This is a genomic window from Rhizobium sp. SRDI969 (genome assembly GCF_025152725.1).
Taxonomy (GTDB): Bacteria; Pseudomonadota; Alphaproteobacteria; order Rhizobiales; family Rhizobiaceae; genus Rhizobium; species Rhizobium leguminosarum_I.
In genome coordinates this window covers 1,187,355-1,201,177 of record NZ_CP104035.1, presented here as the reverse complement: position 1 = coordinate 1,201,177, position 13,823 = coordinate 1,187,355, and the positions used below count along the sequence as shown (strand labels likewise).

General features: G+C 61.7%; 10 protein-coding genes. 6 read left to right on the top strand and 4 right to left on the bottom strand.

The features are described from left to right. Positions 1-90 precede the first annotated feature (90 nt). The gene (locus N2A41_RS06060) at positions 91-1,104 is read left to right on the top strand and encodes a zinc-binding alcohol dehydrogenase family protein (protein ID WP_222387281.1); all 1,014 of its coding nucleotides are present in this window, start codon (positions 91-93) and stop codon (positions 1,102-1,104) included. A 325-nt stretch (positions 1,105-1,429) separates the two neighbouring features. Continuing rightward, positions 1,430-2,803 (top strand): magnesium transporter, encoded by a 1,374-nt coding sequence (gene mgtE, locus N2A41_RS06055; RefSeq protein WP_260110514.1) that lies wholly within the window; start codon positions 1,430-1,432, stop codon positions 2,801-2,803. Between the two features lie 24 nt (positions 2,804-2,827). Here the strand turns inward: mgtE and N2A41_RS06050 are convergent, their stop codons facing one another. Beyond that, entirely contained in the window at positions 2,828-3,349 is a 522-nt protein-coding gene (locus tag N2A41_RS06050; protein WP_260110513.1) for an Lrp/AsnC family transcriptional regulator, read from the bottom strand. Between the two features lie 97 nt (positions 3,350-3,446). Here N2A41_RS06050 and N2A41_RS06045 point away from each other — a divergent pair, with 97 nt between their 5' ends. Next, a complete protein-coding gene (locus N2A41_RS06045; protein ID WP_222293137.1) occupies positions 3,447-4,352 on the top strand; it encodes a DMT family transporter in 906 nt (301 codons plus the stop codon). A 200-nt stretch (positions 4,353-4,552) separates the two neighbouring features. Here N2A41_RS06045 and N2A41_RS06040 read toward each other — a convergent pair whose 3' ends face one another. Both N2A41_RS06040 and N2A41_RS06035 read right to left on the bottom strand, forming a co-directional pair. After that, complete coding sequence (locus N2A41_RS06040) at positions 4,553-5,167, bottom strand: L,D-transpeptidase (RefSeq protein WP_260110512.1); 615 nt, start codon at positions 5,165-5,167, stop codon at positions 4,553-4,555. Positions 5,168-5,303: 136 nt separating this feature from the next. Beyond that, positions 5,304-6,968, bottom strand: a complete 1,665-nt coding sequence (locus N2A41_RS06035; RefSeq protein WP_222293135.1) for an electron transfer flavoprotein-ubiquinone oxidoreductase — start codon at positions 6,966-6,968, stop codon at positions 5,304-5,306. A 251-nt stretch (positions 6,969-7,219) separates the two neighbouring features. Here N2A41_RS06035 and N2A41_RS06030 point away from each other — a divergent pair, with 251 nt between their 5' ends. After that, positions 7,220-8,008: an SDR family oxidoreductase gene (locus N2A41_RS06030; protein ID WP_017963613.1), complete on the top strand. Its 789-nt coding sequence runs from the start codon at positions 7,220-7,222 to the stop codon at positions 8,006-8,008. Positions 8,009-8,018: 10 nt separating this feature from the next. Here the strand turns inward: N2A41_RS06030 and N2A41_RS06025 are convergent, their stop codons facing one another. Next, positions 8,019-8,897, bottom strand: coding sequence for a phosphotransferase family protein (locus N2A41_RS06025; protein WP_222293132.1), 879 nt, complete (start codon positions 8,895-8,897; stop codon positions 8,019-8,021). Between the two features lie 305 nt (positions 8,898-9,202). On the opposite strand from N2A41_RS06025, the gene N2A41_RS06020 reads away from it, so the two are divergent. Together N2A41_RS06020 and N2A41_RS06015 are read left to right on the top strand one after the other, a co-directional pair. After that, entirely contained in the window at positions 9,203-10,513 is a 1,311-nt protein-coding gene (locus N2A41_RS06020) for an efflux RND transporter periplasmic adaptor subunit (protein WP_222293129.1), read from the top strand. Next, complete coding sequence (locus N2A41_RS06015; RefSeq protein ID WP_260110511.1) at positions 10,510-13,626, top strand: efflux RND transporter permease subunit; 3,117 nt, start codon at positions 10,510-10,512, stop codon at positions 13,624-13,626. The genes N2A41_RS06020 and N2A41_RS06015 overlap by 4 nt, the downstream gene beginning before the upstream one ends. The last annotated feature ends 197 nt before the right edge of the window (positions 13,627-13,823 follow it).

The following is a 13,823-nucleotide window of genomic DNA, read 5'->3' as shown; positions in this document are numbered from 1 at the left end:
TTTGGGTACTACGTACAGAATTTGTGCATTCTTGCGTTGTCGGACCATAGTGCGCATCTAGCTTCCGTGCAACGAACACAGGAGTTTCCCATGCGCGCCGTCGCCTATAAAACGCCCCAGCCGATTTCCGCCGAGACCTCGCTGATCGATGTCGAGCTGCCGATGCCGGAGGCCAAGGGCCACGATCTGCTCGTCGAAATAAAAGCCGTTTCGGTCAATCCCGTCGATGTGAAGGTGCGCGCCCATTCCGCACCGCCCGCGGGCGAGTTCAAGGTGCTCGGCTGGGATGCCGCCGGCATCGTCAACGCCATCGGCGCTGATGTCACCCTGTTCAAGCCCGGCGACGAGGTGTTCTATTCCGGGGTCATCAGCCGCCCGGGCAGCAATGCCGAATTCCATCTCGTCGACGAGCGTATCGTCGGCGCCAAACCGAAGAGCCTCGACTTTGCGGCCGCGGCCGCCCTGCCATTGACCTCAATTACGGCCTACGAAGCGCTGTTCGACCGGCTGAAAGTACAGGACGCGGTTTCGGGAGCGGGACGATCCATCCTGATCATCGGCGGCGCCGGCGGCGTCGGCTCGATCGCCATCCAGATCGCCCGGGCATTGACCGACCTGACCGTGATCGCCACGGCCTCGCGGCCGGAAACGCAGGACTGGGTGAAGGAACTCGGCGCGCATCACGTCGTCGACCATTCCAGGCCGATTGCGCCGCAGGTGGCAGCGCTTGGCATCGGCGCGCCGGGATTCATATTCTCGACCACCAATACCGATAGGCATATCGGCGACATCGTCGAAGCGATTGCGCCGCAGGGCCGCTTCGCGCTGATCGACGATCCGAAGACGCTCGACATCGTGCCCTTCAAGCGCAAGGCCGTCTCCGTTCATTGGGAGCTGATGTTCACCCGCCCGCTCTACGGCACGCCTGACATGATCGAGCAGCACAAGCTGCTGAACAGGATTTCCGAGCTCGTCGACGCCGGAATGATCCGCAGCACGCTTTCAGAGATCGTCGGGCCGATCAATGCGGTAAACCTCAAGACGGCGCATGCCATGGTCGAAAGCGGCAGGATGAAGGGCAAGGCGGTGCTTGCAGGGTTCTGAGATCGCAGCCGGCGGGCCGGTGTTTTCGACCCGCAAGGTCTACAAGCCACCCGCCTGGCCATACCCGCCTGGAATGCCGCATCGCGGGGGTGCGGCATTCTGGCGTTAAGCATTTACCCCGCTTGACTTTTTCTGCATTCGGGACCACCTAGCATTCACGTGGATGACACTCGTCAGCCACGGATTTCAACGGAGCCATCATAACGATGCCAAGCGACAGTAGCAGTCGATTGCCTTTGCCGTACGCGGCCCTCGTGCGCTGACCGACTCCTGTCGGCTCGCCCGATCGGACGCTACGGCGGATCGACGGAAAGGCGAGCCTCAAATGAACATCAATCGCTTCCCTCTTCGGGCAGGCCATGCCGCCCGTGCCTTCATCAACAACAGCCGCGGCGCAACGATCGCCGAGCGCGTCGAATCGTTGAACGCGCTGAGCGTCCAGGACGCCGGGCGGGTGCTGACCGGCATGCCGCTCGACTATGCGGTCAACATTCTCGACCGGCCGGAGCTTCGCAACGCCGCACAGATCCTTGCGCTGATCAGCGCCGAGGACGCCGCGCGGCTGCTGCACGGCATGTCCAACGACCGCGTCGCCGACGTGCTGCTCGAACTCGACGGCGAGACCCGCGCCCGGCTGTTCTCCAGCCTCGACGAACCGGTGCGCATCGCCATCCAGCACCTGATGGGCTATCCGCCGCGCACGGCCGGCGGCATCATGACGACGGAGTTCGTCAGCGTGCCTGACAGCTGGACCGTTGCCCGGACGCTCGATCATGTGCGCCAGGTCGAACGCTCGCGCGAGACCATCTACGCCATTTATGTGCTCGACGACGTAAGCCATGCACTGATGCATGTGGTGACGCTACGCCGCCTCATCACCGGCGAGCCCGACGCCTCCATTCTGTCCGTGGCTCAGAAGGGCGTGCCGGTTTCGGCCGATCCGCTGATGAAGCAGGAGGATGTCGCCCGGCTGATCCGCAAGCACGACCTGCTCGCCCTCCCCGTCACCGACGAACATGGGCAGATGCTCGGCATCGTCACCGTCGACGACGTGATCGACACGATGATCGCAGACACGACGGAAGCGGCCCAGAAGTTCGGCGGCATGGAGGCGCTCGGCCAACCCTACATGAAAATCAGCTTCGCCGGCATGATCCGCAAGCGCGCCGGCTGGCTCGCCGCCCTGTTTCTCGGCGAAATGCTGACGGCGAGCGCGATGCAGCACTTCGAAGGCGAGCTGGAAAAGGCCGTGGTGCTGACGCTGTTCATCCCGCTGATCATGAGCTCGGGCGGCAACTCGGGTTCACAGGCGACGTCGCTGATCATCCGGGCGCTGGCACTCGGCGAACTGAAGCTTTCGGACTGGTGGAAGGTGCTTTTGCGCGAACTGCCGACCGGCATCGTCCTCGGCGCGATCCTCGGCCTGGTCGGCTTCATCCGCATCGTATTCTGGCAATCGGCCGGGCTCTACGACTACGGCCCGCACTGGCAAATGGTCGCCGTCACGGTCTTTGCCGCCCTGATCGGGATCGTCACCTTCGGCTCGATCTGCGGCTCGATGCTGCCTTTCGTGCTGCAGAAGCTCCGGCTCGATCCGGCCAGCGCCTCAGCCCCCTTCGTCGCCACGCTGGTCGACGTCACCGGGCTCGTCATCTACTTCTCGGTGGCGCTGCTCATCCTCAGCGGAACGCTGCTCTAAACCCGCACGCAAGCCCGAGGGGAATTATTTTCCCTCGGGCAGCTTCAACGGCCCATGCGTCTTCATGCTGCGGATGGCGAAGTTCGAGCGGATGTCGCTGACATTCGGCAAGGTCAATAGCGTTTCCGTCAGAAGCCGTTCGTAGGCGGCGAGATCCTCCACCACTACTTCGGCGAGGAAATCGGCCGTACCCGAAATCAGGAAGCAGGAGACGATCTCGGGGATGGCGAGCAGCGCCTTCTGCTGCGCCTCGGAATTTTCGCGGCTGTGCTGGACGACCTTGAATTCGACGAAGACGGTGAGGCCGAGACCGACCTCATTGCGGTCGATATCCGCCGTGTAGCCGCGGATGATACCGGAGCGTTCGAGATTGCGGATGCGGCGCAGGCAGGGCGACGGTGAAAGGTTCACCGTCTCGGCGATCTCGACATTGGTGGCCCGCGCATCCTCCTGCAGGCACTTCAGGATGGCGATATCGAATTTATCGAGATTTGGCATTTTCGCGATCCCCATTGGCCTCGATTGGCAGAAGATTGCGCATAGCATGATTTTAGAGCTAGAGATAGCAAGGACATGCCTTGGGCTCTGGCGCTAATCTTTTCTTCAACCGGACAGGCTCCGGATGAAGGAAAGGACTAAGACGATGACCACCATTGCATTTTCCAACGACAAGTCGCCGTCGCAGGTACTGGGTTATGCCGGCGGCACCATTACCGTGCTGATCTGGGCGACATGGTTTCTCGTCACCCGCCACAGCGCAGCAACACCGCTCGGCTCGATCGACATCGGGCTGATCCGCTTCGGAATTCCGGCTCTGGTGCTTTCGCCTGTCTGGCTGAAGACGGGGCTGCTGCCGAAGGGCCTGCCGCTTCACCTACTGGCGATCATGGTGTCCGGTTCCGGCGCCGTCTTCTTCCTGCTGACCACGCTGGCAATCCATTCGACGCCGGCCGCCTCCTCGGGGATTCTGCTCGGCGGCTCGATGCCGCTCGCCGCGGCGCTGATCGGAATCGCGCTGTTTCGCGAAAGACCCGACGGCACACGCATTGCTGGGCTCGTTGCGATCGTCGCCGGCGTGCTGATCCTCCTCACGCAGAGCCTTGCGGACGCCTCGCTGCCTTGGACGAGCTTCGTGCTGCTGCCGGCCGGCGCCATTCTCTGGGCGAGCTATACGCATGCCTTCCGCCGCTCCGGCCTGACCTCCGTGCAAGCGAGCGCCCTGATCGCCGTCTGGTCCTTTCTGATTATGGGCACGCTTGCCCTCAGCTTCGGCATCTCGCTGCCGCAGGCTCCGCTTCACGAGATCGGCCTGCAGGTGCTGAGCCAGGGCGTTCTTTCCGGTCTCGTCGCCATGGTCGCCTACGGCACCGCCGTCAGAACACTCGGCGGAACACAGGCTGCCGCCTTCACGGCGCTGACGCCCGTGCTTGCAACCCTCGGCGGCGGCTTGCTGCTTGGCGAAGCGATCGGCATGACGGAAATCAGCGCCGCCGTGATCACCGGCATCGGTGTGGCGCTTTCGACGGGTATCGCCGCACCGCGCCGCTGAAATCCAACACCAACAGCAGATGGAAAGCCGGCTGCAGCCATCGCTGCGGCGGCTTTTTCAATGGAGAGGGCGTCCTAGAACTTTTCCGTTTTTCTTCGAATCACGGAAATGCTCTATCTCTTTGTTTTCCCGCAATTCCGGACGGAAAACCGCTTCGCACTTTTCCTGGAATTCCTCTAACCGAGCTTGGAACGGACACGTCAGGCCTGGATGACGACGACCCTGGCGCCGACTTCGACGCGGCTATAGAGGTCGATCACGTCGTGGTTCATCATGCGGATACAGCCGCTCGACATGGCAAGACCGATCGATTGCGGCTGGTTGGTGCCATGAATGCGAAAATGCGTATCGTTGCCGCCGCGGTAGAGATATATCGCCCGCGCACCGAGCGGGCTGTTCGGGCCGCCCGGCATGCCGCCGGCAAGCTTGCGATAGCGCTCTTCGCGGCGCTGCATGTTTTCCGTCGGCGTCCAGCTCGGCCACTCGGCCTTGCGGCCGATATAGGCGTTACCGGCAAATGCCAGCCCCTCGCGGCCGACACCGACGCCATAACGCATCGCCCTGCCGTCGCCGAGGACGTAATAGGCGCGGCGCGCAGGCGTGTCGACGATCACGGTGCCGGCAGCATGCGTGGTTTCGTAGGCCACTTCCTGGCGGCGAAGTTCCGGCTTGATCTTGTCGATCGGCACCTGCCCCAAGGGGAATTTTTCATCCGGAAGTGCGGCGTAATTCGTCTGGCTGTTCAGGCCGGTCGAAGAACAGCCGGCCACGAAAAGCGGTAGAGCGATCAGGAAGCCCCGGCGCGAGATCGTCATGAATGTGTCCTTAGTGCGTCAACATGATGTCGCAAGCTAAGGAAATTATGGTTAACGAACGGCTAACAGCCTCCGGCAGGAGGCGATCACGAAGGCGTCAGCACGCAAGAATTGTCGACCGCGAGGACAATCCGCCTCACATATTCGGATAGACCGGCCCCTCGCCGCCCTGTGGCGGCACCCAGTTGATGTTCTGGTTGGGGTCCTTGATGTCGCAGGTCTTGCAGTGCACGCAGTTCTGGGCGTTGATGACGAAGACGTCTTTGCCGTCTTTCTCCACCCATTCATAGACGCCGGCCGGACAGTAACGCGTCGACGGGCCGGCATAGATGTCGTGTTCCGAACTCTTCTGCAGCGCCATGTCCTTGACCTGCAGATGAACCGGCTGGTCTTCCTCGTGATTGGTGTTCGACAGGAACACCGAGGACAGGCGATCGAAGGTCAAGACGCCATCGGGTTTCGGATAGGCGATCGGCTTGTGCTGCGAGGCGGGCTCAAGCGATTGGGCATCGGTCTTGCCGTGCTTCAGCGTGCCGAAGAAGGAGAAACCGAGGAGCTGGTTCGTCCACATGTCGAGCCCGCCGAGCGCTACGCCGAGTGCCGTGCCGAACTTCGACCACAGCGGCTTGACGTTGCGTACACGCTTCAAATCCTTGCCGATGTCGCCCTTGCGCCATTCATTCTCGATCTCGATCACGTCGTCATGGCTGCGGCCTGATACGATCGCCGCGGCGATCTTTTCGGCCGCCAGCATGCCCGACAGCACCGCATTGTGGCTGCCCTTGATGCGCGGCACGTTGACCAGACCGGCCGAACAGCCGATCAGCGCCCCGCCGGGGAAGGAGAGCTTCGGCACCGACTGGTAGCCGCCCTCGGTAATGGCGCGAGCGCCGTAGGACAGCCGCTTGCCGCCCTCGAAGGTGGTGCGGATCGCCGGATGCGTCTTGAAGCGCTGGAATTCCTCGAAGGGATTGAGATAGGGGTTCTTGTAATTGAGGTGGACGACGAAGCCGACGGCCACCAGATTGTCTTCCAGATGATAGAGGAAGGAGCCGCCGCCAGTCTTCATGCCGAGCGGCCAGCCGAAGGAGTGCTGCACCAGGCCCGGCCTGTGGTTTTCCGGCTTGACCTGCCAGAGCTCCTTGATGCCAATGCCGAATTTTTGCGGCTCACGGTCTTTCTGCAGATCGAACTTGGCGATCAACTGCTTTGCGAGCGAGCCGCGCACCCCCTCGCCGATCAGCACATATTTGCCGAGCAGTTCCATGCCGCGGGTATAGTTCGGGCCGGGCTCGCCGTTCTTCTCGATGCCCATATCACCGGTCGCAACACCGATGACGGCGCCCTCGTCGTTGTAGAGCACTTCGGTTGCAGCAAAGCCTGGATAGATCTCGACGCCGAGTTCTTCGGCCTTCACCGCCAGCCAGCGACAGACGAGCCCAAGCGAGACGATGTAGTTGCCGTGGTTGTTCATCAGCGGCGGCATCAGCACATTCGGCAGGCGAACAGAGCCGGCCGGGCCAAGCAGCAGGAAGTGATCGGCGCTGACCTCGGTCTTAAAGGGATGATCGGCCTCGTCGCGCCAGCCGGGCAGCAGCCGATCGATACCGATCGGATCGACGACGGCGCCAGACAGGATATGCGCGCCCACTTCCGCACCCTTCTCCAGCACGACGACGGAGAGCTCCGGATTGACCTGCTTCAACCGGATCGCCGCCGCAAGACCGGCAGGACCTGCGCCGACGATCACCACGTCGAATTCCATGCTCTCGCGTTCTGGCAGCTCAGTCGTCTCGGTCATTCACTCGTCTCCGCTTGGCGGCACGCGGCCGTCATCCCGTCATGGCACTTTCTTGTCAAAACGAGAAAGCATTGTCGAGCCGGGATACGACAGCCAATCTTCCAATTCGCACAATGATGACGCCTCGTGAGGCAGAATTGCATAACGCTTACGTCAACATCAATTATCAAACATCCCCAGTCCGGTCACATCCCCTTTCCTTTTCCGCCGCTTGCGCCTTATACATCGCTCGACACTATCGGAGGACAATCATGGATCTCGGCATCAAAGGCAAACGGGCACTCGTCCTCGCCTCTTCGCGCGGCCTCGGCCTCGGCATCGCCGTGGCGCTGGCGCGGGAGGGCGCAAACGTGCTGCTCTGCGGGCGCAGCGGCGAACAGCTGGAGGCCAATTGCAAGGCGATCAATGATGAAGGCAACGGCCGGGCCAACTGGATCTGGGCCGATCTCGGGGACGAACGCTTCGTCGAGATGACGACGACGGCGGTGAAGGAGAAGTTGGGCGGGCTCGATATCCTCGTCAACAATACCGGCGGGCCGACGCCCGGCACCACGGAGGAGATGACGGGCGAAAAGCTCGAAAGCTATTTCCTCTCCATGGTCGTGCGGGTGATCACGCTCACCAATGCGCTGCTGCCCGGCATGAAGGCGCAGGGCTGGGGCCGCATCCTGACGGTTGCCTCATCCGGCGTGATCGAACCGATCGCCAACCTGGCGCTGTCGAATACGCTGCGCCCGGCCCTTGCCGGCTGGAGCAAGACGCTTGCCTCCGAAGTGGCGGGCTTCGGCGTCACCACCAACCTGCTCTTGCCCGGCAGCATCCTGACGGCGCGGCTCGACGATCTCGACGGAGCGGCGGCAAAGCGGACCGGCAAGAGCCTCGACGAGATCCGTACCGACAAGGAGGCGCGTATTCCGGTCGGCCGCTACGGCAAGGTCGAGGAATTCGCCGCAACGGCTGCCTTCCTGTGCAGCCAACCGGCAAGCTACATCACCGGCTCGCTCATCCGCTGCGACGGCGGCGCGGCACGATCCGTCTGACCATTCCCTCTCAGCCGACGCGGACCGCCGTCGCCCATGTCGCCACACTTCGGATCATCTGTTCGACGTTCGCCGGATCGTCCGCAAGTTCGGCGAGCTCGGACAGACGATGGAAGCCGGTCAGGATCGCAATGCGCCGCCGGTCGAGCCTGCGTCCGGTCAGCATTTCATAGGCCGATATGATGCGCGCGGTCAGATCGGGCGAGATGAAGTTCGAGTAAATGAATTCCTGGTGCAGCGGGCCAAAGCCGGAATCGGCGAAATCGTAAATGCCGTTCAGCCTCCTTTGCGCATGATCGAAGGCCATGTTCCAGCCGTGACCGTCGAAGAAGCCGTAGATGTTGCCGTAGGGATCGGGAGGCAAGGCTTCGAAATCCGAAATAATGGCCTGCGCAAAACTCCTGATGTCAGGCGGCAGCAACGGCAAAGCCTTTATTCGCACCGTCTCGGGCAATTGCCATGGCTGGATTGCCCCGGCACCCGCCGAGCGTATGCGATCGGCATCGAGCACATGCAGCTCGGCGTAAAAACGCGCGAGATCTTCCGCGAGGCGCTGACGATCGCTTGCGCCAAGCGCATCGTAATCTTCGGCAATGAGATGTTCGCCCTCGATCTTGGTATGGCTGGAGAAGATCGGCGGCCCGTCGTGAATGCGCATGTCGGGAACCGCCATCGACAGCGACGGTCGAACAATGTCGAGCAAGGCGGCTTCTTTCACAAGCGCTCTTTCCGCGCCGAGATTGCGGGGAAATTTGAAGATCAGCGTGTCATCGACGTCGACGGCAAGCGAATCCCAGCCCCTGGCCGCCAGCTTAAAGACGGAGGCCGTCAGTTCAGGAAACACGCTTATTATGAGAGAGCGAAATTCGCTGGTGTCCAACTCGGTCATGACGACCTGCCTTCTTGGTTTTTCCCATGTTCTTCCCGTGCGCTGAACGGCAGGCGGATCGACATCGCCTTCTGCCGAACCGCTTGCGTCGCTTCCGCCAAACGGCATTGGGTAACACTGAGGCTATATTAGTACAGTTTGAATATTACGGAATATTCATTACAAAAATTTAAGCCGTTATAACCACTTAGTGATCACACCCCCGGGAATTATGTCTTTTTTGAGCCGCAATATAAGTGGCTTAATCGGGGTATAATATTCGCAACCTTGCTCCCCGCAACCTTGCCCAAACACCGGTCTCGCCCATGAAGAAATTTTGGATCACCGTCAGCGTTATCGCAGTTGCCGCCGTCGGCGTCTGGCAATTCGGGAATCTGGTCCCTTATGCCTCCCGCATTCCCTACCTCTCGCAGTTCATCAAGCAGCCGGAAGCCGGCAATGTCGGCGGGCAGCAGGCGCAGGCCGATCAGGGGCAGGCCAATCAGGCGCAGGACGGTGGGCAACATCAGGGCGGCGGGCGCAGACGCGGCGGCGGGGGCCCGACCGTCGTCAAGACGGTTGCGGCCGTGAAAACGACGCTGCCGATGGATGTGACGGCGACCGGCTGGGCCGATGCCGATGACAACACGACCATCGCCGCGCAGGAGCAGGGTCTGGTCGTCAGCATCGATGCGCCGGATGGGGCGACCGTGAAAGCCGGCGACCTGATCGCCAAGCTCGACGACCGGACGGCCAAGGCGACCGTCGACAAGGACAATGCGATGATCGTGCGCGACGCGGCAACGCTTTCGGAAGCCGAAACCGCATTGACGCGCGCGCAGGATCTCTTCAATCAAAAGGCCGGCACCCAGCAGAGCCTCGACCAGGCGGTTGCCGCCCGCGACACCGCTGCAGCCACTGTTGACGCCGACAAGGCGTCGCTTGCCTCCGATCAGATCTTACTCGAGCACACCGATATCCGCGCGCCCTTCGACGGCCGGCTCGGCGATATCGCTGTCAGCAAGGGTGCATTCCTCAGTGCCGGTGCGGCAATCGTCACCATTGCCAAATACGATCCGATCTATGTGAAATTCCACCTGCAGGAGCGCTATCTGCGGGAGCTGAAGAGTGCTTTGGCAAGCGGTCCGGTCAAGGTCAGCACGGCTCCCAATTCCACCAAGGGCAAAATCCGAAAGGGCGAGATCAGCTTCTACGACAATACGGTCGATACGGCCTCGGGCACGATCCTCGCCAAGGCGAAATTCGAAAATGCCTCCGGCGCGCTCTGGCCCGGCCAGTCGGTCAACATCGTCGTGCATTTCAACAATGACGAACAGCAGGTGGTGGTGCCGACGGTTGCCGTCAGCCCCGGCCCGGAGGGTTTCTTCGCCTTCGTCGCCAAAGACGGCAAATCGCATCTGACGCCCGTCACCATTGCCCGCGCAAATGGCGGCTTCACCGCCATAGAATCAGGTCTTCAGGCAGGCGATCATGTCGTCGTCGAGGGCCAGGGCCAGCTCAGCGACCAGCAGGCGATCAACGAGCAGTTCGACGAAAAGGCGCTGGATGTCGCCTCCGCCGAAGCGCCTCGGCAACAGCAGCCCTCCGAGACGATCGCGGTGGGAGCTCAGCAATGATCCCGAATTTCTGTATCCAGCGCCCCGTCGCAACGACGCTGCTTGCCATCGGCGTCATTCTGGCCGGTCTTGCCGGTTATCAGCTCGTACCTGTCGCGGCGCTGCCGCAGGTCGATTTTCCCACCATCAACGTTTCGGCGCAGTTGAGCGGCGCCTCGCCGCAGACGATGGCGACCTCGGTTTCGACACCGCTGATCAAGCAGTTCGAGACCATTCCCGGGATCACTGAAATCAGCGCCTCCAGTTCGCTCGGCAGCACCAGCATCGTGCTTCAGTTCGACCTCAGTCGTAATATCGATGCGGCCGCAGCCGACGTGCAGGCCGCGATTTCGCATGCCACCCGGCAACTGCCCGACAATCTGACGACGCCGCCGAGCTATCGCAAGACCAACCCCGCCGATGCGCCTGTCATGCTGCTCTCCGTACAGAGCAACACTATGCCGCGCAGCAAGCTTGACGAGATCGCCGAGAACATCATCTCGCCGTCGCTATCGACACTTCCCGGCGTTGCCCAGGTCAGCGTCTACGGTGCGCAGACCTATGCCGTGCGCGTCGAGGTCGATCCCAACAAGCTTTTAACCCGCGGCATCGGCATCGATACCGTCAACAAGGCGCTCGCTGCCGCCAACAGCCAGCAGCCTGTGGGAACGCTGCAGAATAATTCACAGAGCATGACGATCACGGCGAATACCCAGCGCACCAATGCCGAACAATTCCGCTCGCTCGTCATTGCCAATCCGAACGGTGCACCCGTCCACCTTGGCGATATCGCCGATGTGCAGGACAGCGTTCAGAACCAGTATACGGGCAGCTGGTATGACGGCCAACGCGGCATCATCCTCGCCATCCAGCGTCAGCCAGATGCCAACACGGTCGATGTCGTCGATGCGATCAACGCCAAGCTGCCGCAGCTTCACGCCGAAATTCCGCCTTCGGTCAACACCGTCGTCATGAACGATGCCGCAAAACCGATTCGCGATGCCATCTCCGACGTGAAGTTCACGCTGCTGCTGACGATCGGCCTCGTCGTTCTCGTCATCTACCTCTTCACCGGCCATGCCACAGCAACCATCATCCCGGGGCTCGCCGTTCCGCTGTCGCTGATCTCGACCTTCGGCATGATGTATGTGCTGGGCTACAGCATCGACAACATCTCGCTGCTCGGGCTGACGCTCGCGGTGGGGCTCGTGGTGGACGACGCGATCGTCATGCTCGAAAACATCCTGCGCCATGTCGAAGAAGGCATGCCGGTGCGGGAAGCGGCGATCAAGGGTGCGGGCGAAGTCAGCTACACCATCATTTCCATGTCGGTGTCGCTGATTGCGGTGTTCATCCCGATCCTGCTGATGGGCGGCGTCGTCGGCCGCGTGTTCAACGAATTCGGCATGGTGGTTGCCATCGCCATCATCTCCTCGGCCATCGTCTCGCTAACCGTGACGCCGATGCTCGCCTCACGTCTGTCCAACCACCAGAGCCGCCCGCCGCTCCTCATCCGCATCTTCGATGCCGGCTTTGAACGGACGCTGCGCGGCTATGACAGGGCTGTCGGCTGGTGCCTTCAGCATCGCCTGACGATCCTCGGGGTTTTCCTCGGCTCGGTGGCGCTAACGATCTATTTCTTCATGGCGCTGCCGACGAGCTTCTTCCCGCAGGAAGATATCGGCCGCCTGACGATCAGCACACAGGCCCGGCAGGACATTTCCTATTCCGCCATGGAGGCGCTGCAGCAGCAGGCGGCAGCCGCCGTCAAGGCGAACCCGGCGGTCAACCACGTGATGTCGACGATCGGCGGCAATCCCAACAAACCACAGAACAACGGCTCGATGTTCGTCGAACTCAAGGACAAGAAAGAGCGTCCGCCGCTAGATCAGACACTGCGCGAGCTGCGCACGGCGATCAACAAGATCCCAGGCGTCCAGGCCTTCGTGACGCCGAACCAGAGCTTGCGCTTCGGCGGCCGCCAGACCGCGAGCCAGTATCAGCTGGTGGTGCAGGCGCTGAGTGCGGATCAGACCAACCTCTGGGCCGGCAAGATTCAGGCGGCGATGCGCAAGGAGCGGCTGTTCACCGACGTGACATCGGATGCCCAAAACAACGCCCTGCAGGCCAATATCGTCATCGATACCGAGCGGGCAGCCGCCTACGGGATCGACAACGACACGCTACGCACGACGCTGCAGGAATCCTTCAGCGGATATCCTGCCGCGGAAATCCAGTCGACCGGCGACAGCTACGACGTCATCGTCGAATACGATACCAGCAAACCCTGGGACGATCAGAAGCTCTCGGAGATCCGTGTCGCCTCTGCCAATGGCAGCCTGGTGCCGCTTTCGAACTTCGCGCATGTTCAACGCACCACCGGGCCGGTCACCATCAACCAGACGGGCCAGCTGGTCTCGACCACCGTTTCCTTCAACCTGCCGGAAGGCGTCTCGCTCAGCGATGCGACGGCGGCGATCGACCAGATCAAGAAGGACATCGCCACGCCGGCAGACGTCTTCACGTCCTATGGCGGTACGGCCGAGATCTTCCAGCAATCGCAGGGCAATACGCCCTATCTGATCCTGGCGGCGGTGCTGACTATCTACGTCGTGCTCGGCGTGCTCTATGAAAGCTTCATCCATCCGCTCACCATCCTTTCCGGCCTACCGGCCGCAGCATTCGGCGCACTGCTGGCGCTTAAGATCATGGGCTTCGACTTGTCGATCATCGCCCTCATCGGCCTCTTGATGCTGATCGGCATCGTCAAGAAGAACGCGATCATGATGATCGACGTGGCGGTGGAGACCATGCGCACGACAGGTGAAAAGGCGACGGCTGCGATCCACGAAGCCTGCGTGCGACGCTTCCGGCCGATCATGATGACGACCTTCTGCGCCCTGCTCGGCGCCCTTCCGATTGCGCTCGGCACCGGCGCAAGCTCGGAACTGCGCCAGCCGCTCGGCATCGCCGTCGTCGGCGGCCTGATCGTCTCGCAGATGCTGACGCTCTTCATCACCCCCGTCATCTTCGTCGAGATGGACCGCTTCGGAAACTTCCTCGGCCGGCTGACTGGCCAGAAGAAGGTCGAGGAGCCGGAGTTGCAAGAGGCAAGGGCGATGGCCGCCGAGTAACGGCGGTCTGCAAGCCTCGGCAGTGCTGACTTGCCTTGCGACGACCCTCTTCGCCCGCCAGGGAGAAGAAGGGAAGGCAGCGTAGCTACGAGACATATAAGCCCTTAAATCCCCTTGAATGTGTCACGCCCCTGTGGCATCACCCGCCCTCCTGAATCCGGGCGTCTCACGCCCTTTTGCGGAGCGATGCTCCGTCT